General features: G+C 47.8%; 22 protein-coding genes. 19 read left to right on the top strand and 3 right to left on the bottom strand.

Translation table 11 applies throughout. The annotated features are described in order from the left end of the window. Nucleotides 1-9: 9 nt before the first annotated feature. The 3 genes from AC0VYQ_RS10970 (at nucleotide 10) to AC0VYQ_RS10960 (ending at nucleotide 5637) form a co-directional block, all read left to right on the top strand. Nucleotides 10-1260, top strand: a complete 1251-nt coding sequence (locus AC0VYQ_RS10970; RefSeq protein ID WP_475403559.1) for a bifunctional folylpolyglutamate synthase/dihydrofolate synthase — start codon at nucleotides 10-12, stop codon at nucleotides 1258-1260. A 73-nt stretch (nucleotides 1261-1333) separates the two neighbouring features. Next, a complete protein-coding gene (locus AC0VYQ_RS10965) occupies nucleotides 1334-4930 on the top strand; it encodes a DUF5057 domain-containing protein (RefSeq protein ID WP_475403558.1) in 3597 nt (1198 codons plus the stop codon). A gap of 17 nt (nucleotides 4931-4947) precedes the next feature. Then, nucleotides 4948-5637 (top strand): ankyrin repeat domain-containing protein, encoded by a 690-nt coding sequence (locus AC0VYQ_RS10960; protein WP_475403557.1) that lies wholly within the window; start codon nucleotides 4948-4950, stop codon nucleotides 5635-5637. 41 nt (nucleotides 5638-5678) lie between these two features. On the opposite strand, the gene AC0VYQ_RS10955 is transcribed toward AC0VYQ_RS10960, so the two are convergent. From AC0VYQ_RS10955 to AC0VYQ_RS10945, 3 genes are read right to left on the bottom strand one after another with little or no spacing between them, the layout of a single operon-like run. Continuing rightward, nucleotides 5679-7250 carry a type II secretion system protein gene (locus tag AC0VYQ_RS10955; protein WP_475403556.1) on the bottom strand — a complete coding sequence of 524 codons (1572 nt, stop codon included), beginning with the start codon at nucleotides 7248-7250 and terminating at the stop codon, nucleotides 5679-5681. A 17-nt stretch (nucleotides 7251-7267) separates the two neighbouring features. After that, nucleotides 7268-7885 carry a PilW family protein gene (locus AC0VYQ_RS10950; RefSeq protein ID WP_475403555.1) on the bottom strand — a complete coding sequence of 206 codons (618 nt, stop codon included), beginning with the start codon at nucleotides 7883-7885 and terminating at the stop codon, nucleotides 7268-7270. Next, nucleotides 7848-8372 carry a type IV pilus modification PilV family protein gene (locus tag AC0VYQ_RS10945; protein WP_088837545.1) on the bottom strand — a complete coding sequence of 175 codons (525 nt, stop codon included), beginning with the start codon at nucleotides 8370-8372 and terminating at the stop codon, nucleotides 7848-7850. The genes AC0VYQ_RS10950 and AC0VYQ_RS10945 overlap by 38 nt, the downstream gene beginning before the upstream one ends. 173 nt (nucleotides 8373-8545) lie before the next feature. Between AC0VYQ_RS10945 and AC0VYQ_RS10940 the strand changes: the two genes are divergently transcribed. The 16 genes from AC0VYQ_RS10940 (at nucleotide 8546) to minD (ending at nucleotide 23585) form a co-directional block, all read left to right on the top strand. Next, complete coding sequence (locus AC0VYQ_RS10940; protein WP_475403554.1) at nucleotides 8546-9880, top strand: G5 domain-containing protein; 1335 nt, start codon at nucleotides 8546-8548, stop codon at nucleotides 9878-9880. A gap of 25 nt (nucleotides 9881-9905) precedes the next feature. Next, nucleotides 9906-10220 carry a hypothetical protein gene (locus tag AC0VYQ_RS10935; protein ID WP_475403553.1) on the top strand — a complete coding sequence of 105 codons (315 nt, stop codon included), beginning with the start codon at nucleotides 9906-9908 and terminating at the stop codon, nucleotides 10218-10220. Between the two features lie 8 nt (nucleotides 10221-10228). Further along, on the top strand, nucleotides 10229-11893 hold the full coding sequence (locus AC0VYQ_RS10930; protein WP_475403552.1) for a GspE/PulE family protein: 1665 nt from the start codon (nucleotides 10229-10231) through the stop codon (nucleotides 11891-11893). Next, nucleotides 11890-12933, top strand: coding sequence for a type IV pilus twitching motility protein PilT (locus tag AC0VYQ_RS10925; protein ID WP_159173032.1), 1044 nt, complete (start codon nucleotides 11890-11892; stop codon nucleotides 12931-12933). The genes AC0VYQ_RS10930 and AC0VYQ_RS10925 overlap by 4 nt, the downstream gene beginning before the upstream one ends. A 4-nt stretch (nucleotides 12934-12937) precedes the next feature. After that, nucleotides 12938-14155, top strand: coding sequence for a type II secretion system F family protein (locus AC0VYQ_RS10920; protein WP_088837541.1), 1218 nt, complete (start codon nucleotides 12938-12940; stop codon nucleotides 14153-14155). 136 nt (nucleotides 14156-14291) lie between these two features. Beyond that, a complete protein-coding gene (locus AC0VYQ_RS10915; RefSeq protein WP_088837540.1) occupies nucleotides 14292-14819 on the top strand; it encodes a type II secretion system protein in 528 nt (175 codons plus the stop codon). A gap of 61 nt (nucleotides 14820-14880) precedes the next feature. After that, on the top strand, nucleotides 14881-15636 hold the full coding sequence (locus tag AC0VYQ_RS10910; RefSeq protein WP_475403551.1) for a prepilin peptidase: 756 nt from the start codon (nucleotides 14881-14883) through the stop codon (nucleotides 15634-15636). 18 nt (nucleotides 15637-15654) lie between these two features. Next, a complete protein-coding gene (locus AC0VYQ_RS10905) occupies nucleotides 15655-17376 on the top strand; it encodes a fimbrial assembly protein (RefSeq protein ID WP_475403550.1) in 1722 nt (573 codons plus the stop codon). Beyond that, nucleotides 17373-18095 carry a hypothetical protein gene (locus AC0VYQ_RS10900; RefSeq protein WP_475403549.1) on the top strand — a complete coding sequence of 241 codons (723 nt, stop codon included), beginning with the start codon at nucleotides 17373-17375 and terminating at the stop codon, nucleotides 18093-18095. Before AC0VYQ_RS10905 ends, AC0VYQ_RS10900 begins: the two co-directional genes overlap by 4 nt. A 107-nt stretch (nucleotides 18096-18202) precedes the next feature. Next, complete coding sequence (locus tag AC0VYQ_RS10895) at nucleotides 18203-18781, top strand: Maf family protein (RefSeq protein WP_475403548.1); 579 nt, start codon at nucleotides 18203-18205, stop codon at nucleotides 18779-18781. Nucleotides 18782-18828: 47 nt separating this feature from the next. Then, on the top strand, nucleotides 18829-19461 hold the full coding sequence (radC, locus tag AC0VYQ_RS10890) for a RadC family protein (RefSeq protein ID WP_204251439.1): 633 nt from the start codon (nucleotides 18829-18831) through the stop codon (nucleotides 19459-19461). A 162-nt stretch (nucleotides 19462-19623) separates the two neighbouring features. Continuing rightward, complete coding sequence (locus AC0VYQ_RS10885; RefSeq protein WP_029331054.1) at nucleotides 19624-20658, top strand: rod shape-determining protein; 1035 nt, start codon at nucleotides 19624-19626, stop codon at nucleotides 20656-20658. A gap of 14 nt (nucleotides 20659-20672) precedes the next feature. Next, nucleotides 20673-21557, top strand: a complete 885-nt coding sequence (gene mreC, locus AC0VYQ_RS10880; protein WP_088837534.1) for a rod shape-determining protein MreC — start codon at nucleotides 20673-20675, stop codon at nucleotides 21555-21557. After that, nucleotides 21550-22053: a rod shape-determining protein MreD gene (mreD, locus tag AC0VYQ_RS10875; protein WP_088837533.1), complete on the top strand. Its 504-nt coding sequence runs from the start codon at nucleotides 21550-21552 to the stop codon at nucleotides 22051-22053. The genes mreC and mreD overlap by 8 nt, the downstream gene beginning before the upstream one ends. Nucleotides 22054-22056: 3 nt before the next feature. Beyond that, on the top strand, nucleotides 22057-22731 hold the full coding sequence (locus AC0VYQ_RS10870) for a septum site-determining protein MinC (RefSeq protein WP_088837532.1): 675 nt from the start codon (nucleotides 22057-22059) through the stop codon (nucleotides 22729-22731). A 5-nt stretch (nucleotides 22732-22736) separates the two neighbouring features. Then, complete coding sequence (minD, locus tag AC0VYQ_RS10865; RefSeq protein WP_051667297.1) at nucleotides 22737-23585, top strand: septum site-determining protein MinD; 849 nt, start codon at nucleotides 22737-22739, stop codon at nucleotides 23583-23585. Nucleotides 23586-23635: the final 50 nt, after the last annotated feature.

Here is a 23635-nt window from a genome sequence, read left to right as displayed (position 1 = left end):
GGGGACAGAGTGGAGACGAGAGAAGACGTATTAGAGTGGTTGTCACGGTTACTGGCATTCGGTATCAAACCGGGATTAAGTCGGATGGAAGCGTTACTGGAAGAACTAAAGATTGATCCGGATGCTGTTCCGACGATCCATGTCGCGGGGACGAACGGGAAAGGGTCGACCGTCGCCTTCTTACGGGAGATGGGAATGGCGGAAGGGTTACACATCGGGACGTTTACATCCCCATACATCATTCAGTTCGAGGAACGGATCATGCTGAACGGAGTGCCGATTGCTGAAGTAGATCTCGTCAAGGCAGCAAATGCAGTGAAGCAAGCGATGACCGAGCTTGAGCCGACGATTGGTACAGTGACGGAATTTGAAGCGTTGACGGCACTTGCTTTCTATCATTTCAATCAAGTTCGGCCAGACTTCGTCATTTACGAGGTCGGACTCGGAGGGCTTTATGACTCGACGAACGTACTGAAGCAACCGATTGCTGCCATCATCACCTCGATTGGTCACGATCATCAAGCGATTCTCGGAGATACGCTCCAAGAGATCGCCCTTCAAAAATTCGGCATCATCAAACAGGGAACATCGGTCATTGCCGGGAAACTGCAAGAGGAATTGACGGTCCCGTTGATGGCCTATTGCGGCGACCGGGCAGCGACGTTGAAGTGGAGTCAGGAAGCCATCGTCTCGTACCGGCTGAACGCGACAGGGACATGGGCGACATATGAAGGGATTCCCGAAACACGACTTGGACTCGAAGGGCATCATCAAGTCGAAAATGCAGCGAACGCCGTCATCTGTGCAAAGAAACTCGGTTGGTCGAAGACGGCAATTCGTCGTGGTCTCCGAAACGCCAAACATCCGGGACGGTTTGAGGCGATTTCGCGCGAGCCGCGCATCATCCTCGACGGCGCCCATAATCCGGAAGGCGTCAAGGCGCTCGTCGACCGCCTAAAGCAGGAAACGATGCCAATCGTCATCCTCTGTTCCATTTTGCGGGATAAAGATCGCCTTGCGATGATTAAACAATTTCAGGAAGTGACACCGACGATTATGGAGACGACGTTTGATTTTTCGCGAACCCGGTCGCTAGAAGAACTGACTGCGGATGGGGCAAATGTCATAGAACTCGATTCGTTTCTTGCTGAATACGAAGGAACAAATCAAACACTCATCGTAACAGGATCTCTTTACTTCATCAGTGTCGTTCGTGAAAAAATACTGCGACAACGTTTTACAAAAAAGGGAAAACGCTAAAAGTCCTTGTATACTAAGGTTGGGGTAATATAGTCCTATATTTTATGATCTTACGACGAGGAGACGATGGAAGATGAAACGGTGGTTACGTCTGTTTTTAGTCAGTGTACTGATCTTTACAAGTTTTAATTATATACAGGAACCACATACGAAGGCTGCTGCGGCAGATAAGTTGAAAATTCTTGAAATCCGGGATGCATGGTCGACGACGAACCGGATTGATCCAAATACGGCGATCACCTCATTGCTCAACGGGCTCGATTCGACCCGCTATGAGATTGAAATGATGACGGTCAAAGAGTTGAACGCCTCTCGTTTTCCGTTAGATGGTGCGTTTGATGCTGTCGTCTTTGATCCATCCGTCTTCACAGGAAACGACCGTTATTCAATGACGATTTCGGATACGAAGAAAGCACATAATACGAGTAAGATTGAGAATGACATTACGAAGCTAAAGGGGAATGAAATCGTCAGTGCCTTCGTCAATAAAGGGCTGCCGGTTTTTCTACATCAAGATGTCTTGACACATACGTCAAGCAATTTTAATGCCATCTTTAAAGATCTTAAATCAAATGCATTGATTCGATATACGGATATTCAGACAGTCGTGACGAAGTTAAAGACTCAAAAGGTCATCCGTCCGCGGCTAGAAGGTGTTTCCGTCAAACAAAACGGTGTGTCATTAACAGGAATCGATAAAGGAAAGGCAGCTGTTCCGAACGTTCCGATCGACTTCATGTACACGACAACGCTCGAGAACACGAGTCAGTTAGCGCAACTGTATATCGACTTTGATAGCAATGACCAATTTGAAGAATCGGAAAAGGTTGATGAGAAGCCGGCTACTAAAACAGGGGCATTGAGCTATAATTTCGATGCTCCGAGTTATACGGGACCCCGAAACTGGATGATCCGTGTATCGAGTAGCGATGGACTGACCGACTACAAAACAGGTAGTTTCTTAATGAAGGACCAAGTCGCAGAAGCAAAAATCTTACAGGTGACGCGCAGTGGATCGACGGGTTCAATCAATGGCTTTATGAACACCGGTACGTTATTGAAAGAAACCGGTTACTATGATTTTAACGTTGAAGTCATTACGGCAGATGCATTTAACAGTACGTATGCATCACGAAACTTAAATACGACGTACGACATGTTAATCTTTGGATTTCAAGATTCTTACGGAGCAGCGTCGCTGAATGATGCGGCCTCGAATGCAATCCTTGATTTCACGAACACCGGGCAAGGACTGATGTTGTCGCACGATACGATTTTCCGTCCAAGTCAGTCAGCGAATCCGGAACTGTTCTGGGAAAAGAAATTTGCCGGACTTGCCGGGCAAAAGAACTTCACGAACATGGGGTACGGAGCACAGCGGACGTCAGGGAAGGCGGTCAAACAAAATGACGGTGTCATGACGTCGTACCCGTTTACGTTAGCGGATGAAGTCTCAATCGCAACAACCCATGACCAATACTTTGGTCTTGATTTAGAAAAACCCGATTTAATTCCGTGGTACAACATTCGGGAAAATAGTACGGCTGATTCGAATCAGTCAGCCGGACGCACGATCGGCGATGCCCGTAACCATTACTACATGTATACAAAAGGCAATGTGACGTATTCTGGTGCAGGACATACCTCGACGTTTAACCAACAACAGGAAAAAGAACTGTTCTCGAACACGATGTACCGTGCTTTCATCGGTGCGAATCATAAACCGCTCATTAAAAATATCCTGCCAGCCAATCAAGCGAGTTATTTAGACAATGAACCAATCACGGTATCGTATAAGGTTAATGACTATGACTTACGCGATCGGGAATTGAAGACACGAATCTACATCGACAATGAAAAAGTGTATGAAAATAATAAACTAAAAAACAATTCGTTTGTCAGCCAAAGCTTCGATGCTAAGTTGACAGGGAAAACAACCGCGACAATCCGAATCGAAGCAGAGGATCAACGGGGGGCGAAAACGATTGAGACACGTACCGTCCAAATCGTTCAGCCATCCGCTTCATCTCCGTTCACGTTATCACGGTCAATCGATCCGGCAACGATTCCGCAAGGGGAAACAGCAACGATTACGTATACGGTCAAAACAAGCCCGATGCTTCAAAAAGATGCAATCGGTAACAACGGCTACATCATGGGACAATTTTCAGTAACGATGGAAGATATTTTGTTTACAGAAAACTTCCCGAGTAATGTCGAAGTCGTCTCAGCAACAGGTCTTAACGGTGCGAAAATCGTCAATCAAACATTGACGGGGAATGTACCGGACATCGAATATGATGAAGCGATTGAAGGGCTCCACAAAGGATTATGGATTGCAAAGCCGTCGGAACTGACTTTTACCGTAAAAGTACGAGCGAAGGATGCGGCAGGTGTTCATGTCTTCGATGAAAAAGAGAATACAATTGTTTCAACGAAGACCATCTACCGTGATAAAAAAAATGGCGTCGATAAATCGACTTCACTTGCGAACGATGTCCAGTCGTTCCCGAGACTAGGATATGCCTTATCGACCCGCTTTGCGACGGAAGCTAAAATTCCAGCTGTCCGGATGGATATCAACACGCCGTCTTATAAGGTATTGCCAGAAATCAATCCGGCAGGTAGCCAGTACGGCACATTGAGATGGTCGATTGAAGATACGAGCATTGCGAAGATTAGCGATCAAGGCATCATCGAACCGAAGAAAATCGGAACGACGGAAATTAAATTGATTGTCCCCGTCGCGAATGGACGTGAGTTAGTCGCGACTTCGAAGTTGACGATTAACGATGTCTTTGGTGGATTGATCGTCCGTGGTGTACCAAGCGAGTTATACGTCGGACAGACGAAAGCGATGACGGGCGAAGCAGCCATGTTGTCCGGGACGGATGCACCGATTAAATGGCTTGTCACGAACAACGATTTAGTCGAGGCTACCGGTCTGACAACAGATGAGTTATCGCTAACAGGAAAAAAACCAGGCACAATGACCGTTCAAGCCGTTGTTCCGGCATCGAGCGGCAGCACAACCTATTTAGCACAGTCGCAAGTCTATACGATTGAAGTTAAATTACCGGAACTAGCCGTAACACCGAATAACCTAGAGTTATGGGTCAACACGACACAAGATGTCACAGCGACCTTTACACCGAGTATTCGATTACCGTTCGCTGTTTCGACGTCTAGTCCGGCGATCGAACTCATTCAAACGGCGGCTGGTTACACAGTCAAGGGAATAACGGGGACACCGGCTGGTCCAGTCGACGCCTTACTGAAACTTCGAGATTTTACAGCGACACAAGCCATCACGAAAATCATGGTACGTGAAAATCCAACTGATTTGACGGCGAACGATTTAACACTTTCCATGCAGGATATTCAAAAGCAGCCTGTCTTGAACTGGTTACCCGTGACGGCGACAGAGCGTTTTTATCGGTTGGAAGTGCTTCAAGGAAAAGAGTATGTGAAGATTGATTCATCGGCACAAGCCTTAAAACCGATTCGCCCAGGTGTCGCACGTGTCAAAGTGACGGCATTAAAAGCAAATCAATCGGTCCTTGAAGTCATCAAAACCGGTGCGACGGAGAAACAACCGTTGACGGCGACCTTTAAAGTGACGATTTCTTCTGAAGGTTCGAGCACTTCACCAGATACGGATGTCTATTAAGTGACGGGGGAAATGACGTGAAGAAAAAGCAAATCATTAGCGTCGTTCTCCTGTTTCTAATCGGAATTGGAGCAACGACCTACTTGTTGATCGAACAGCGAAACCAGCAAGCGTTTGAAAAGAGTATCGATACGTCAGATGTTGACGCATTTGCGTCAGCAGTCGAACACGTTTCTTTATCGACGAAAGACCGGAATCAGTACATTCAGCAGTTCCAAGAAGCACTCGACTATGACAAAGCACTAGTTTTGCTGGACGACACGAGTGTTAAAAATCAAGTTAACTGGTTTTATGTCGCCCGGTTCGGACCAGTTTCTGTAGTCAAGCAATGGCTTGCTAAGGGGGCTTCCGTCGAGCAAACGAATGAGCAACAACAGACAGTCCTGCATGTTGCGACGAGCGTGAACCAATCTGCGGATGCTTATGCTTTATTGATTAAAGAAGCTACACGAAAAAATATCAATGCGCTCGATAAAGCTGGAAATTCGCCTCTCTACTATGCGACGGTCGATCAAAATGAGACTGTGATTAAGCAATTACTGACAGCAGGAGCAAATCCGAACGTCGGAAAGCATCAGCCGATTTATGAAGCAGTCAAACAAGACCGACAGGATATTTATCAGTTGTTGGTAAAACAAGGTGCAGAAGTCAAGAAGACAAAAGTCAAAAAGTTGGCACGAGCGTATGGTGCGACAACATTTCAATGAAAAACCCCTCGACATCCATCAATGTCGAGGGGTTTTTTGCGTCAAGGAGTTGTTCGTTTCGGAGTCTCGACATACATTTTGACAGCCCGACTGAGTGGAAGCATCGACGTCGGATTTTTCAGGACACTCGCATCATATTTCAGGCGGAGACGAGATTGTACCGCGTCAGCAGATTTTTTCGTGTTCATCAAAGTGGTCAACGCGGTGACATCTGCCGGGTAGCGCGCTTCCGGTAAGTCCAGCGTCCCGCGATACGCATTAACCTCAAGCTGTCCTTTTGTGAAGATTCCACCTTGTAAGTTCATCGTCGACCCGACGGAATAAATGCGATTCAAGGTAGGCGAATCACTGTAAAGAAAGGCATTCATGTCCGGTGCGGTTGTTTTAGGTGCGGAAAACTTATTGACACGATTGATTGTTAACGTTCCTTTGCTGAGTAAAATCAGAGTGTTTTGATTCGTTGAACTCGTGATGCCTTGAATGTTGGCATCATCTAACCGGCTAGAACCGGTCGAGAAGATAGTTGTCGCAAAACTGACGTTACCCCGAATCAATAAATCACCGAGGACGACGATCGGGCGTTTAATCTCAAGCGGTTGCGTAATCGGATTGAGTGAAGAAATCGTCAAGTTCCCATCGATGATTAACGGTTCGAGCGATTCTTTAACGATATCATCGGTAATCGTCACTGTATTTTGCTCAGTCGGAGCTGGGATGATGATTTGTTTCTTCGTACTCAATTCATTCAAGAATGGTCCTGTCAGCACCGATTTTTCAATTGATTGACTCTTTAAGTAGGTCGAAACGGAGGCGAGTGGTGTGTTACTTGGAATCGTTAAGAAATCATTCAGGGCAAATTCAAAATCGAACGGAATGAGCGTGTCTTTCGTTGAAACAAGATCCGTTTTGGTAGTCGGATCAAAGACGGTCGCATCACATGGTAAAAAGTCTGTACATGTTAAAAGCGGTTGAGTTTGCGGCTGGAAAACACGAACTTGTCCATCGATGTACGGATGGGCCAGCTTATCTGTATAGTGACCTGTCTGACCGTTATAGATGAAGTTTGGCGTCGCAGTAACTTTGAGTGCTTCCCGCGAGAAGACGTTCCCTTCGATTCGTGGTGCTCCATTTAAGATGACTTGATTGTCGGACCCGAGCGTATAGTATAGAAAACTAGGAATCGCTGATAAATAGACCCGTTGAGTATAGGTCTTTTTGACCGTCGGTTGATCACCTTTCGTCTCTTCGACGTGAGCGGTCAAATCGAACGCTTTAACGCGGACGTTCGAGGCGGCTTCGTTTAACTGAACATCAACAAGAGGAGCCGACGTCTTCAAGGGGAGTATGATTTCATTCGGGATATCTGCAAATAGCTCTTTTGAGGAACTGGTTGGATTCTCTTGACTGGTTTTTGCGACGAGTTGTTGGAGTGCTGCGATCGCTTGATCGAGTTGATTTTGCGTCGCTGTATCGACTTCAATATTCGTTCCGCGAATTTCCGTCAATCGTGTCGATTGCAGGCTGACACCAATCGTCGCGATTGCTAAGACCGATAGGACGGTCAATGTCACGAGTACGAACAATAGCGTATAACCTTCTTCAGATTTTTTCATGGGTCGTCCTTTCTGAACTAAAATCCAATCGTACTATTCAAGGTCTGTGTTTCTTCATTATCCGTCGACTGAATTCGGAGCGTCATCGTCAAAATGCCATGGACGACGTATCTGCCCGGGTAGTCACCGGTCGTGATGTCGACGTACTCGGGACTTGAAATCGTAAAGGTCTTTTTGATTTCTGTTTGATCATTGATGTTTTCGAGTGCACCTTCGTAGATAAGTATGTTTTCGTCAAGTTGTTGTGTTGCGAATGTATAGGTGATTGGAGTTGATGTGACTTCATTTTGTTGTTCAACATTGGCGTTGAACGGAATGAAGCCGTCCGTCCGCTTGAGTAGACCGGAATCAAGGTCAAGGCTAGGCAATGTCTTTTTATAGAAAGACAGCTCATTCGCTGTTGTGATGCGAATGGCATCGAAGCCGGTAATTTCATTTAAAATGAGTCCGACCGAACTATCGGCTTCGCTTCTGAGCTCGCTGATGATTCCCGTCGCCTGAAAACTCTTTGTACCGGAGATGAAGACGGTCAAGATGACACCACTAAATATCGCAGCGATGACGATGGCAACGAGCAATTCGACGAGGGAAAATCCGTCATTTTGTTGCGGGAAAACTTTGGTTGAGCGTCGCATTCGTAATCGATCCTTTCAATGATGTAATCGGTTCAGCTTGACCGTCGAGATAGACATAGACGTATAAATCGAGGAGGTTCGGATTTTCGATTCCTTCGATTTTATGCGGGGTAACACTGATTTTAACATCGAATGGCATATTATTTATTTCCGCATCATTGAAGATTGAGTCACAAATAGCCGATACACCACATGACGGCGTGTTCGGCGTCGGTATTGTATAGCTACCATTCTGATATGGGGTGCCTTTCGTCTGTTCAAGAAGCGTATCGAATACGAAGGGTCCGTTCTCCGCTTCGACGGCTTCCCGTTCGATATAAGAAGCGGCATTTTTCGCCAGGTAATTCGCAAACGTCAATTCCGTGCTATCACGAGAAGCGGATAAAGACTGGGAAAAAATGCTGATGAGTGAAACTGAAATGATTGAAAGAATCGTGATGCTGACTAATACTTCGATTAATGAAAAGCCTTGTTGCTTGTTTTGCATGGATTCACCTCGTATCTGACTCAATATGAATTATCTATTCAAAAATGAAAAACGGTATGTATTCACACATGATGAAAGTTATTGTCAGGATAGGACTTATGTTTCATCATAATATTCATTATAATGGAAATACTAGACACCTGAAATGGTTATTTCATAAGGAAAGGAAACAGATGATGATAAATCCTAAACGTTTTGCAGTACATACGCTTCTTTTAGTCCTCTTGATTGCCTTAATCTATGTTCCTTCGTTTGCGCTGATTTCGTTTACGGGACAAGCAAGCGTCAGTGAGAAGTTTTCTGAAAGTGCCCGGATTGCCTCTGTTCCGGTTAGTGGTATGACACGGGAAGAAGCAAAACCAAAAGTTCAAAAAGCCATCACGACCTGGTCGAACAAAACGCCATTGACGATTGGGACGGAAGAAGAACTTGTTCCCGTTCCGACGACGCTCGTGACGTTTAAAGTGGATGAGGCCGTCGAAGCAGCTTCTTTAAAAAAGGGAGGCGACTTGGACGTCACGCTTGACGAACCGGGCGTCGAAGCATTCTTGTCGACGCAGCCGGTCGTATACACGCCGGAACAAACGACGGCATTTAAAGCATGGCTGACGAACATGGGACAACAACTCGAAGAAGGCAACTATGATCCGGCTGCCTCGACAACATCTCCATCAACGGAAGAGGTCGTTTCCTCGGTGTCCTTTACAACACGCTCAGTTGCCGAAGAACAGATGGTTGACGCGATGACACAAGTTGACTTAAAAGCTGGACAGTTGATGAATACGAAGACATACGGAATGGACGGTGTGGCGGCTTCATATATCGGCAGTAAACTATATGAACTCTTCGCAAAAACACCGTTTGAAATCGTCGAGCGGATGCCACACGATCAATTGCCGGATGGAATCACACTCGGTTACGATGTCCGAATTGATGAAAAGACAGATTTTGCAGTGCGCAACACACAAGCGAGCAGCTATCAACTCATTGCGACGAAGACGGGCAGTGACGTGACGCTTGAACTACGGGGAATGCCGTTCAAAGAAACAGTCACAGCAGTGCTTGAAGGTGAAAAATCAATTCCGTATCGGACGATCACCCGCTATTCAGCGACGCTATCTGCTGGAACGACAAGTGATACACAGTCCGGATCGGAAGGAACATCGATTGAACTGTACCGCATCATCAAGTCTAACAAAGGCGAAGAGAAAATCCTGGTCGCACTTGATTTTTATGCCGCGACACCGGCAATCGTCACGAAGAGCAGTCAAGCAGAGCAAGCACCGGTCGTCACACCACCTGCTGAAGAGAACCAGGACGAGACGACGGATCAAACCGATGCTGAATCCGAGACGACGGATCAAACGGACCCTGAGTCAGATGTGACAAGTCCAGACGAACCGGCAACACCCGATACACCGACGTCACCGAATACACCAGATGCTCCGACAGAAGGCGATCCAGCTTCCCCGGTCGAAAACGAGACGGCGGAACCAGCAGTCGGCTAAAAATCAATAGAAAATGAGGGATCCTATGAACTGGACAGATTTAGCAATTGAGCTCGGAATCATTATGGGTCTGGCGACGATTATTTGTGGCTTGATGTTTGCGGTTCAAATCCCATTCATCGCGACGGCACGTGCGAAAGTCATTCTTTCAGTGATGGCACTTGTACTAGTGTTAGCACTTTACATGCTCGTCAAATTCGATTGGATGGCGAATCCGTTCGTCATTGCGGGATATATCGTCACACTCTTAATCGTCACGGCAATCACAAGTATGATGGATGGTAAACAACAGCGACCGACAGTACTTGATGAAGAAGAAACATGGCACGCGGAAGGGTGACGAACTAAATGGCAATGAAACGGAAACGTCTCGGCGAGATGCTGCTTGAAGAAAGTCTCGTCACGGAAACTCAGATTGAAGAAGCCTTGACGGTCAAACGACCGACTGAAAAATTAGGGGATGCGCTCTTACGATTAGGGCATTTGACGGAGCAACAACTACTCGAAGCGCTCCATCATCAATTGAAGATACCGATCATTCAACTGTATAACTATCCGGTCGACGTGGCTGTCACGAAGCTGATTTCAAAAGATCTTGCTCAGCGCCATACGCTCGTCCCGGTCTACCGGGAAGGCAACCGTTTATTCATTGCGATGGCGGATCCGCTCGATTTGATTGCGATTGATGACCTGCGGCTTCAGACGGGGTTGATGATTGAAGTCGGCATCGCGACACGCGATGAAATCCGACGGACGATTTTAAAGTATTACGATATCGATTCATCACTCCGGGAGTTACTCGAATCCGATGAAATGATGGAGTCTGATGCGACGCGGGATGTCGTGACACGCGAAGATGCGCCAATCATTCGTCTCGTTAATCAAATTCTCGAGAATGGGATTTCGCAACGGGCATCCGACGTCCACATGGATCCGCAGGAAGCCTCCTTATCGATTCGGATTCGGATTGACGGGGAGTTGAGGACGGAAAACAACTACCCGAAACAAATTCAGAACATCTTGACGACCCGGATCAAGGTTATGAGTGAGCTTGACATTACGGAATCACGCTTGCCGCAAGACGGACGGATCAAGTACATCTATAATGGTCTCGCCTACGATTTCCGTGTCTCGACGCTTCCGACGGTCTATGGTGAGAAAGTCGTCATCCGGATTCTCGACAGTTCGAACTCGAATATCTCGATTACGAAAATCGGATTTAGTGAACGCAATGAATCCCAGTTCCGGGAGATGCTGAAACGACCGAACGGTATCATCTTGATTACTGGACCGACAGGGTCTGGTAAGTCCTCGACATTGTATGCGGCTCTAAACGAATTGAATGATGAGAGCCGTAACATCATTACGGTCGAAGATCCGGTCGAGTACCAAGTCGACGGCATCAATCAAGTTCAAGTGAACAGTAAGATCGGCTTGACGTTCGCGAGTGGGCTACGCTCGATTTTGCGACAAGATCCGAACGTCGTCATGGTCGGAGAAATCCGCGATATTGAAACGGCGGAAATTTCGATTCGGGCCTCATTGACGGGACACCTTGTCCTGTCGACGTTGCACACGAACTCGGCTATCAGTTCGATCACCCGTCTGATTGACATGGGAGTTGAACCATTCCTTGTCGCGGCGTCGGTTACCGGATTGATTGCGCAACGTCTCGTCCGTCGCGTCTGTCGCGATTGCGGGGAAGTCCAACCCCTTTCAAAACGCGAACAAGAGTTGTTTGCGCAAGAAGGAATCGAAGCAACGACCGTCATGCGCGGACGCGGCTGTTCGTCTTGTAACATGACGGGGTACCGGGGGCGACTCGCGATCCAGGAAGTCGTCATGATCGATGAAGTATTGCGACGGATGATTATGAACCAATCGACGGAAAGCGAAATCACGATGTACGTCAAGTCGCAAGGTCAACGGTTCCTGTTAGCGGATGGACTGACAAAAGTCGCCCAAGGAATTACGACGACGGAAGAAATCTTACGGACGGTGATATCAGAATGAGTACGATGGAACGCGCACAAATCGAAGACATTCTCAGATCGTCAAAAGAAAAAGGGGCTTCTGACGTCCATTTGACGGCAGGGTCTCCCCCCGTCTTTCGCGTCAATGGAACATTGATTGCTTACGGGACGGATAAACTCAAGCCGGTCATCATCGACGGGTTCGTTCAGTCGCTGATTACCGAGGAAATGTACCTGCAGCTTAAACAGGATCGTGACATCGACTTTTCCTTTGGTGTGACGGGTGTCGCCCGTTACCGCGTCAATTGTTTTTATCAACGTGGTGCACTCTCAATGGCTTTTCGAACGATTCCGACTGAAGTGCCGACACTCGAACAATTATCGTTGCCTCCTGTCCTCAAACGGTTTTTAACGAAACCGCATGGCTTGATTCTCGTCACGGGACCGACCGGGTCAGGGAAGTCGACGACACTCGCTGCGATGATCAACGAAATCAATCAGACGATGTATAAACGCATCATTACGCTTGAGGACCCGATTGAATACTTACATAGTCATCATAAAAGTTTAATTGACCAACGTGAAATCGGCATTGATGCCCCACGATTCGCGAGTGGCTTACGTTCTGCGCTCCGTCAGGATCCGGACGTCATCTTGCTCGGGGAGATGCGAGACTTGGAGACGATTTCGACGGCAGTCACAGCTGCAGAGACGGGACATCTCGTCTTCGCGACCGTCCATACGTCGACCGCTGCCTCGACAGTCAGTCGGATCATCGATGTTTTTCCATCGGAGCAACAGGATCAAATTCGCGCCCAACTCGCAAATGTCCTGGCGGGTGTCGTCTCGCAACGCTTGATGCCCCGGTCCGATGGTACAGGCAGGGTCGCGGCGCTTGAAATCATGGTCGAGACACCAGCCGTCTCAAACTTGATTCGCACAGGTAAGGAATATCAGATTCAATCCGTTTTGCAGACCGGAAAACAGTATGGGATGCAGACGATGCAAATGGCCTTACAAGACTTAGTTAGTCGGGGACTGATCCCAGCATCAGCCGCGACACCTTACATATCGGGGTGAGCAGATGGCAGTATTCATGTATGAAGGTCGGACGATGGCCGGTAAACGGAAAAAAGGTAAGATTACAGCATTAACGAAACGGGAGGCGGCAGAACGTCTCCGGACAGAACAAATCGCCGTCACATCACTTGAGAAACAAGAATCAAAAGGCTTAAATACCGAGATCACATTCTTAACGGCAAAACCGAAAATCGAACACTTAGTCATGTACGCACGTCAATTTGCGACGCTCGTCCGGTCCGGTGTCTCAATTGTTAAAGCGACCGAAATTTTACGGAAACAGACCGAATCGAAGCCGCTCGAGCGGGCACTCGTCGAAGTCGAAGATGATTTACGGAGTGGGATTCAATTTTCGCAAGCGATTGAGAAACATCCGCGCGTCTTTGATACATTCTTCGTCAGTATGGCGATGGCGGGTGAGGCGAGCGGGAATTTAGAAGAAGCCCTTGATAACATCGTCACCCAGCTTCAAAAACAGTACGAGATTAAACGGAAAGTCATTTCGGCATTGATTTATCCGGCCGTCGTTTCAATCGTTGCGATTGGTGTCGTCGTCTTCCTGATGTTGAACGTCGTCCCGACGTTCGCGTCGATTTTCGATCAACTCGGAAGCGAACTTCCATTAATTACGAAACTTGTTGTTGCCGTATCGGACTTTTTTGTCGCTTACTGGTGGGTCTTGTTGCTTGTCGCCTTCGGATTGCTCGGTCTACTGTATTTTAATTTAAAAAATGAGCGGCAACGGGTCATCTTCGACAGCTTACTATTAATGTTGCCGGTCTTCGGACCATTGATTCAAAAGTCACAGATTGCTTTGATGACGCGGGGACTCGCTGTGTTACTGAATGCGTCGGTCCCAATTCTTGCTTCGCTCGACATTACGGAACGGATCGTCACGAACCGGATCATCCGTAAAGGAATCGCCGGTGCGAATGAAGCGATGTCGCGCGGGATTCCGATGCACGAACCATTAGAAAAAAACAAATATTTTCCACCTCTCGTGACACAGATGATTGCCATCGGGGAGGAGTCCGGGCGCCTGGACTCCATGCTGACAGAGGTCGCAGACTTTTATGAGACGGAAGTTGAAACGACGACGGATCGCTTGAAGTCAATCATCGAGCCGCTGTTGATTGTCGTCCTCGCCGCAATCGTTGGTGTCATCGTCATCGCCGTCGTCGTCCCGATGTTCAAAATCTATTCGGATATCCAGGGCGAATAACAACTGCGAAATCATTTACCTGTTGTCTAAAAAAGACATAATTAACTAAATATATGGTGCTACTATAATAGTATTCATATGGATAGTATTACCTATACATCGAACTCAGAAAAAAGCACTAGGGAGGAATACTAAAATGTTAGAACGGTTAAAAGAAATTTGGTTAGATGCAAAACAAATGCGCGATGAGCGGGGCTTGACGTTGATCGAGTTACTCGTCGTCGTCGTTATTCTCGGAATTATTGCCGCAATCGCGGTAGTAGCGATTGGCGGATTGATTGAAAACTCACGTAAGGATGCAGTCGTATCCGATGCGAAACAATTAGTAGCGGCAGCGAAGTTGTATACATCTTCAAATCCAGTTCAACCTGGAGAAACTGTGAAAGTTGGTGTTAATGAAAATAAAAAAGCAATCGTAGCAAATGACGTCACAAAAGGTACGACAGCTACGCCGAGAGTAGATTCTTTGAAAAAATATATCGATGATATGAAGGATGCCTTAAATTCTGATAAGGCGTATGAAGATTCGTTCGTCACTGTCACTGAGGACAAAGGTACTTATACTTATAAAGTTACTTTAAAAAGTGAGTCTGAAGATTATACTTACTTCACAGGAGCAGCTCCATCAGCACTCAAACGAACTGGTATAGAAGAAAAGAAATAATTTAAATTCCACCCCCACCTCGGGGGTTTTTTTCTGAAGTTTTTTAAGAAAGGAGCCTAACATGACAATCGTTTTTACAGTCTATTTTTTCATTATTGGCATGTTGATCACGTCGTTTACAAATGTCGTCGGACTGCGGATTCCGGTGGGGGAATCGATTGTGCGACCGCGCTCGCATTGCCCGAATTGTGGTCACGTCCTCGGTGCGCTCGAACTGACACCGGTCATCGGCTATCTCGCTTTACGCGGAAAATGCCGCGACTGCCAACTGCCGATCTCCGCGAAGTATCCGGCGCTGGAGTTGCTTGGGGGCGTACTGTATGCCTATGCGTTCTATCAATTCGGATGGTCGATGCAATTCGTGTTGACGCTTATCTTGACGAGCCTGTTATTCATCCTCGTCATGTCGGATCTTGCCTACATGCTCGTTCCGAATAAAATATTACTCTTCTTTTTACCGATTAGTCTGATAGTTCGCTACCTTTCTCCATACGAGAACTGGTATAATCCAATTATTGGCGGAATCGTCGGTTTTAGTTTATTGTTTGCAATCTTTCTCGCATCACGCCAAGGGATGGGCGCAGGGGACGTCAAACTGTTTGGTTTACTCGGTATTTTCCTCGGACCACTCGACGTCGTGATTGCCTTATTCGTCTCGGCATTTGTCGGTTCCATCATTGGACTGACACTGCTCGGATTGAAGCGCGTCGAACGCAAGCAACCGATTCCCTTCGTCCCGTCGATTGCGATCGGGACATTACTCACTTATTATTTCGCGGACGATTGGGTGACGTTATACCTCGATCTGTTCCTATGAGAAAGGACGAACCTACATATGGCGCAAGCTAGGCGTAGAGGTACATATATTTATTTCAACTTCACGGATGTCGCCGTCTTCGGCGCCGTCGTCAAGAACGGTGTCATCAAACGACGCGCTGTTGCGTCCCTGCCTGCCGGGACACTCCAAGGTGGATGGTTGCAACCGGAAGCGTCACTTGATTTGATTTTTGACAGCCTGTTGACGAAATTAAAGGTTCCGCGAGGTTCGCAAGCTGTTCTTGCCCTCGATGGTTCACTCGTCCTTGCCCGAAAACTTGAAATCCCGGAGTCGGTCGAGACGAATCAAATCCGCGGGTACTTGTTCATGGAGCTTGGTCACAGTATCGTCCTGCCGTTTGAAGAACCGTACTTCGATTACACTCTGCTCGAAGAAGATGGCAAACGGGAAATCATGCTGTATGCGGCACCGAACGAAGCGATTCAACAATACATGCAATTGTTTAAGCAAAAGCACCTGCGGCTTGTCGCAGCTGAACCGCAACCGCTCGCTACGTTTTTCGGAATCGAGTCGCTCTATGAAGTCGAAGACAGTAGCAGCGTCTTGATTTGGAACGTCAATGCGACGAATCATCAACTGATCATCATCGAAGACAAAGTTCCGCGCTTAATCCGTTCCGTCGATACGTTCAGTTCGAATGCCTGGGAAGTTGAGGTGATGGAGGATCGTCTCCATTACCGGTATCGCCTGGATGACGCACAAGTCGAGATGACACTTGACGAAATGCTGCTCGAATTTTCACGTGTGCTCGATTTCTACCGGTTTTCGCTCGCGCGCGACCAACGGGAAATCAGCCGTGTCATTCTAGCGGGAGACTTCCCGTTCCAGGAGGAGCTCGTCAAACGGTTCGAAGCGAATTTTGATCTCCGACTCGAACAGCTTCCGGAGCAGCTCGAAGTCGCGCCACAAACGATTCCGCGTGCGTATTTACCGCTACTCGGACTCGCGATTCCACAAAAAACTCGAATCAATCTGTTACCAGAGAACGACGTCATGCCGAAGTTTCCGCTCGTCGCGTCGCTCGTCCTGTTGTTATTTGGCGGAATGATTGGCGGCTACTTGTTCTGGCAAACGGACCAGTTCGCGGACCGGATTGAGACAGCAAACAATCAAGTGCAAATCGTTCGTGCCCTCCAGGCGGAATCGGCACAATCAGCGAAACAAGAAATTGCCCAATTGAAGCAGACCGTCGACGGATTAGAGGAGACGCCGCGCCCGGCAGTCCCGACGCTTGAACGGATTACCCGCTACTTACCGGAACGCGGCTACATCTTACAGTTCGCCTATGGTGCCGATCATCTCGTGACGATGAATGCGCAATTCGAAACACTGGAAGAGTTGAATGGTTTTTATCGTCAACTCTTGACGGATGACGTCTTTACAGGAGTTTCATTGACAGGTATCACAACGAAGACGATGAACGAAGAGGCAGATGTCGTCACGTCGACGACGATCGACCCGGCAACAGGGGAAGAAATTCCGACGACGACGATTACACCATCGGCTGATGAAAAAACGGAAGAACCGCGTTACATCGGTCAATTCACGTTGTCAGTCTTACCGGCGGAGGTCGTCAAAGGTGAAACGAATGAAGCGAATCCGGATGTACCAAAAGAAGATGGCGAGACGGAGTCGGCAACGCCAGACGGTGAAGTGACACCGGAAGACGGAACAGGCGAAGTCGTCTCGACCGAGATTGAGGAGGTGGAGGATAATTGAAGCGCTATAGTAGTTACCTTCTCCTCGGATTGACGCTCCTGCTCGTAATTGGAGGAGTCGCCTATTTCGGTTATACGACCTATACGACGTACGAAGAATTGAATGAAACGGAAGCGACGCTTGATCGGGAACAGATGGCCCTCGAAATCGCAAAAGCGAATGAACAAAAAGTCGATGTCGCCGAATCAAGCTTCTTACAGAAAAAAGTGCCTGTCCTCCCGGCGAATGATGACGTCATCGACGCCATCAATGCCTCGAGTCAAATCGCAGGAGTCAAAGTCCAGTCGATTACGTTCAGCCAAACGGATGTTGCACCTGCTCCGGTCGTCGAGTCGACACCGGTCGTCGACGGAGCAATGGCGACAGAGTCTGACATCGATGCGGATGGAGCACAAGCACCCGTCGCGACGACGGCCGCGACACCGCTTCCGGCATCGTTATCCGTCGAAGCACCATCCTATCTCGAACTGATGGCATTCCTTAAACAAATCGAACGGACGGATCGGATTACGATCTTGCGTCAGATTCAATTGACGGGGCCGGATGAACCGGGTGCCGGAAGTGAGACGATTCTTCTTGACGATGAGATGATGGCGTTTACGATTGAAATCGAGACGTATTACCGACCTGATCTAACACAACTCGTTCCAGATAAGAAGACACCACTCAAAGAGACGCCCCCGAAATCAGATCCCTTTGTCGATGTCACAGGAAATTAGTTTGGAAACAAGTGCTTCCCTTCACGGGAGAGGCACTTGTTTTTCGTTATACTACCCGTTGAGTGAATTAAGCTAGTTCGAAATCTATCAGAAAGAGCGTGATACTAATGGTAACGCAACCACCCTTGATTCTTGCTTCGGCGTCTCCGCGCCGGACACAGCTTTTGGACCAAATCGGAATACAGCATGAGGTGCGTCCTGCTGACGTCGTCGAAGAAGCGCCCTATCCGATGGCGCCTGCCGAATACGTCGCCTACTTATCCGACAAAAAAGCACGTGCTGTTGCTAAAACGGATGAAATCATTCTGGCGGCAGATACCGTCGTGTCGATTGACGGTTTGATTTTGGAAAAACCGCTCAATCGCTTAGCCGCAAAGCAGATGTTGCGTCAATTATCTGGTCGGACCCACCATGTCTTGACGGGCGTGACGATTGTGATGAATGATCATGTCGAAACATTTACCGTGACGACAGAAGTCCGTTTTGCCAAATTGTCGCAGGACTGGATTATGCGCTACACGGAGACGGATGAGCCGTATGATAAAGCCGGTGGATACGGCATCCAGGCGGTCGGAGGATTGTTCGTCGAAGCGATTGCAGGCGATTATTATAATGTCGTCGGATTACCGATTCATCCGATTGCGAAACGACTCGAAGTATTCGGAATCAAGCCGGAATTTGCGTAACGCCTATTAAAGAGAGGTCGGATGCAGTGATTGAATTGCCGAAGGATATGATTCAACTAAAAGGGCTGACCCGTGCGACGACAGTCGAATTGCTAGCATGTCTCGTCCGAAGTGGAACGAGAAATCAATCGCCGCTTGAAATCGCGGAAGAATTACTTGATCGTCATCCCTCGTTGATTGAGCTTGAGGCAGCGGGAGTCGGAGGACTGGAGAAGTCACCCGGCGTCGGCAAGGCGAAGGCGCTCCAAATCATGGCGGGACTCGAGCTCGGCCGCCGGCTCGTCACAGAACCGAAGTGGGTCCGACCGGTCGTTCGTTCACCGGAGGATGCAGCGGAGCTGTTGTTAGAAGAGATGCGCCTGTATCAACAGGAACATTTCATCTGTCTGTATTTGAACACGAAAAACGAAGTCATTTCCAAAAAGACGCTGTTTATCGGCGGTCTCAATACGTCGATTGTTCACCCGCGCGACATATTTCGGGAAGCCATCCGCTGTTCGGCCGCTAGCTTCATCGCCGTCCATAATCATCCGTCTGGCGATCCGACGCCGAGCCGGGAAGATATCGAGGTGTCGGAACGGATGGTCGAGGCGGGCAGATTGATTGGAATCAGTTGTATCGATCACCTCGTCATCGGTCACGGACAATTTATTAGTATGAAACAACGCGGATTTATGTAAGAATAACGTCTGAGGGGGAAGTGGACTTCCTGACCTCAGGCGTTTTTATGTTTTGAAAAATAGGTGAACTGTAAACAAGCTGTAACGTTTTAGCGCTTTTCTAAGAGTGCTTTTCCGTTATAATTAGTGGAGTTGTATTTTCAGAGAGGGGTTTTTTGAATAATGTTTGGATCATTTAGCCGTGAAATCGGCATTGACTTAGGTACGGCAAACACGCTCGTTTATGTAAAGGGGCAAGGAATCGTTGTACGCGAACCTTCTGTTGTCGCTTTCCGTACCGATACAGGTAAGATTGAAGCAGTCGGGAACGCAGCGAAAAACATGATTGGACGGACACCGGGCAACGTGACGGCACGACGGCCGATGAAAGATGGCGTAATCGCTGATTATGAAACAACTGCGACGATGATCAAGTACTTCATGGATCAAGCGTCGAAGAAAAAAGGATTGTTCTCTTCGAAGACGAACGTCATGATTTGTGTGCCAAGCGGCATCACATCAGTCGAAAAACGTGCCGTTGAAGATGCAGCAAAGCTTGCCGGCGCGCGTGAAGCCTATACGATTGAAGAACCATTCGCAGCGGCAATCGGAGCTGGACTCCCGGTATCTGAACCAACAGGGTCGATGGTCGTCGATATCGGTGGCGGAACGACGGAAGTCGCAGTCATCTCGCTTGGCGGCATCGTAACGAGTCAATCAATTCGTGTCGGTGGAGATGAAATGGATGAGTCAATCATTCGTTATATCAAATCGAAATATAACTTGATGATCGGTGAACGGACAGCCGAGACACTCAAGATGACGATCGGTTATGCACGAATCGACGAAGAGTCAGAAAACGAAACGATGGAAATTCGTGGTCGCGACCTCGTCACAGGTCTTCCGAAACAAATCGAAGTAACGAGTGCAGAAATTTGCGACGCGTTATCCGATACGGTCGATGCGATTTTAGCAGGTGTCAAGCACACGCTTGAACAGACACCGCCGGAACTTTCAGCTGATGTCATGGACCGCGGAATCGTCTTGACAGGCGGCGGTGCGCTCCTTAAAAACCTTGATTCTGTCATCGAAGACGAAACACGCATCTTGACGCTTGTTGCTGAAAACGCACTCGATTGTGTCGCAATCGGTACAGGAAAATCACTTGAGATGATGAATGTCCTTCGTTCGAAATCAGGCATCTCACAAAAAAGATAAGGACGGGATGAGCGATGAAGCGATTTTTAAATAATCGAAAACTGCTCATCACACTCCTTAGTTTTCTCCTTTTGGTGATATTGATCGGTATTTCGTTGCAAGGGCGTAACCAATCCCACTGGTATCAAAGTTTTGTCCGTGATACCGTCGGGGTCGGTCAACGTCTTTTCGCGACACCGATTGGCTGGATTGATGATACGGTCACTTCGATTACAGAAGTGCGTGACGTGTATAAGGAAAATGAGTATTTAAAATCACGTTTAAATGACTATGCGGAAAATTCCGTCAAAGTTCGTGATTTAGAACGTGAGAATAAAGAGTTAAAAGATATGCTCGACCTGGGTGGCTCGATTCGCGACTATACGTTACTTCCAGCTGAAATGATTGGTCGCACACCGTCCGAGTGGCAACGTTTCGTGACCGTGAACATCGGCGAACAAAAAGGGGTCAAGTCCAATATGGCCGTCGTGACGGCAGATGGATTGATTGGACGTGTCATTCAGACGAGTGCCTACACTTCGCTCGTTCAGTTGTTATCTGACACGAGTCGTACGAACAATGTCTCAGCTGTTGCGGACGATACAAAAGGAAAAGGGGTCTTCGGAACGATTGAAGGGTTCGATGAGGAAACAAACTTGTTGAAATTCACGAAAATTCCGAATGACGCGAAGTTAAAAAAAGGGCAGATTGTCGCGACATCCGGTCTCGGAGGAAAATATCCAAGCGGTGTTGTCATCGGCAAAATCGAGGAAGTGAAGTCGGATAAATACGGTGCTTCGAAAATCGCATACGTCAAACCGGCAGCAGACTTCGAACAGTTTGGTCACGTCTTCGTGATTGAACGAGAGGCGGAGGAACCTTTCGCTGAGACCGATAAGGGAGGGGACACTAGTGAATAACGTCAAGTTGTTTTTCGCCGTGTTCCTTCTTTTTATCTTGGAAGGAACGATTTTTGCAGGTCCGCTCGGTGACGGGTCACCGTATGCGGTCCACCTGACTTTGATTGCCTTGATGTTTCTCGGACGCTACGGCAAAATCGAACAGGCACTTGGTTTCGGTTTAGTATTCGGTCTATTATATGACTTTGTCTATTCCGATATCATCGGTATTTACTTATTTGCGTTATCTGCCATTCCGCTTTTTAGTAGCTTCGTGCTAAAATATGTAAAGGAGAACGTATTGACGATTATCGTCACCTTTACGTTCAGTGCCTTATTATTCGAATTTGATATTTATTTCTTTACGGCTTCGGTCTTAGGTGTCGATGTTCCGTTTAAAGAACTGGCGACACAAATCATTCCGAAGAGTCTCATTGCACAGCTGATCGGGATTATCATTCTGTATTATCCGATGACCCGACTCGTGCAATCCACACTTGACGAGAAAAGAGGATGAGTCATGATTGAACGTAAGCGTTATGTAACGATGAAAGGTCATCGTGGTGGCCTTGCCGTTTATGTAAACGAACGGTGCAGTGTGGATGAATTTCTTGACGACTTAGAATTGACGCTTGCCGATAAATCCGTCGAGAACGGACGCGCCGTACCGATTACGTTCTTCTTTGGGCGACGTTACGTCGACGAAGGTGTCGTGACAGCGGTCGAATCGATTGTCGGACGACATGATTCCTTTTCATTTAACGGGTATGACAGTGAGTGCCTGACGAAAGATGAAGCAAAAGCATTATACGGGGAACGGACCTTCCACTATTTTGGTGGAACTGCTAGGAGCGGTCATGTCCTTGATATTGAAGGGTCCATCGTCGTCATCGGTGACATCAACCCTGGTGCTGTCGTACATGCGACTGGCAGTATCTATTGTCTCGGAGCATTAAGAGGAACGGTTCACGCCGGTAAAGGTGGTAATGATGAAGCAGTCGTCGCCGCAAGTATGCTACAACCGAAGTGGATTTCGATTTCCGACCTCGTCCATGATGAACCGGATGATGCACCGGTACCGGCCTTAGAAATGGGTTGTGCGTTTATAGGGGAAGCGGGAATTGAATTTTCTCGACTCCAAACCGTTCCGCTTGCGCGGATGGATCAGTTTGCGATCGATAGTGAAAGAGGGTGACAGACATGGAACAAGTGAAAGAACAGGTACATAGAGATGCCAAAACGAACGTCGGGCGGGCGATTGTCGTCACGTCTGGTAAAGGTGGCGTCGGGAAAACGACGACGACTGCGAACATCGGAACTGCGCTCGCATTGATGGGCCATTCTGTTTGTCTCGTCGATACGGATATTGGATTACGTAATCTCGATATCGTACTTGGTCTCGATAATCGGAGTATCTATAACATCGTCGACGTCGTGACGGGGCAATGTAAGTTGCACCAAGCACTCGTGCGTGATAAACGTTTTGAAGAGATGTATCTGTTGCCTGCTGCCCAGTCTAAGGACAAATCGTCCGTCACGCCGGAACAGGTGAAAGCGATCATTGACACGTTGAAACTTGAATATGAGTTCGTTTTAATCGATTGCCCTGCTGGAATCGAGCAAGGATTCATGAACGCGATTGCGGGAGCGGATGAAGCCGTCATCGTCACGACACCGGAAAAAGCCGCTGTTCAGGATGCAGACCGAATCATCGGCATGCTCGAACGGTCGGAGCGTGAAATCGTCCCGCGTCTCGTCATCAACCGTGTCCGTTCACACATGATGGCATCAGGGGACATGCTCGACATCGATGAAATCATGCGTATCTTGTCGATCGACCTGCTCGGCTTGATCGTCGACGACGAAGAAGTCATCGCGGCCTCACACCGTGGCGTCCCTGTGACGATGAATCCGGATAATCGGGCCGGACTCGGTTACCGGAACATCACGCGGCGGATTCTAGGAGAGTCAGTTCCATTACTCGACTTAAACGAACAACCGCAAAAAGGGTTCTTCGTGAAATTGAAAAAAATGCTTGGTATGAAATAAGTTAGGGAAAATAGACGAGAAGAGCTATGTTGCTTCTGGTCTATTTTTTT

It is taken from the genome of Exiguobacterium sp. QJM3NY_9 (assembly GCF_056173545.1).
Note: the sequence above shows the minus strand (reverse complement) of the source record. Positions and strands in the feature narration are given on the sequence as shown.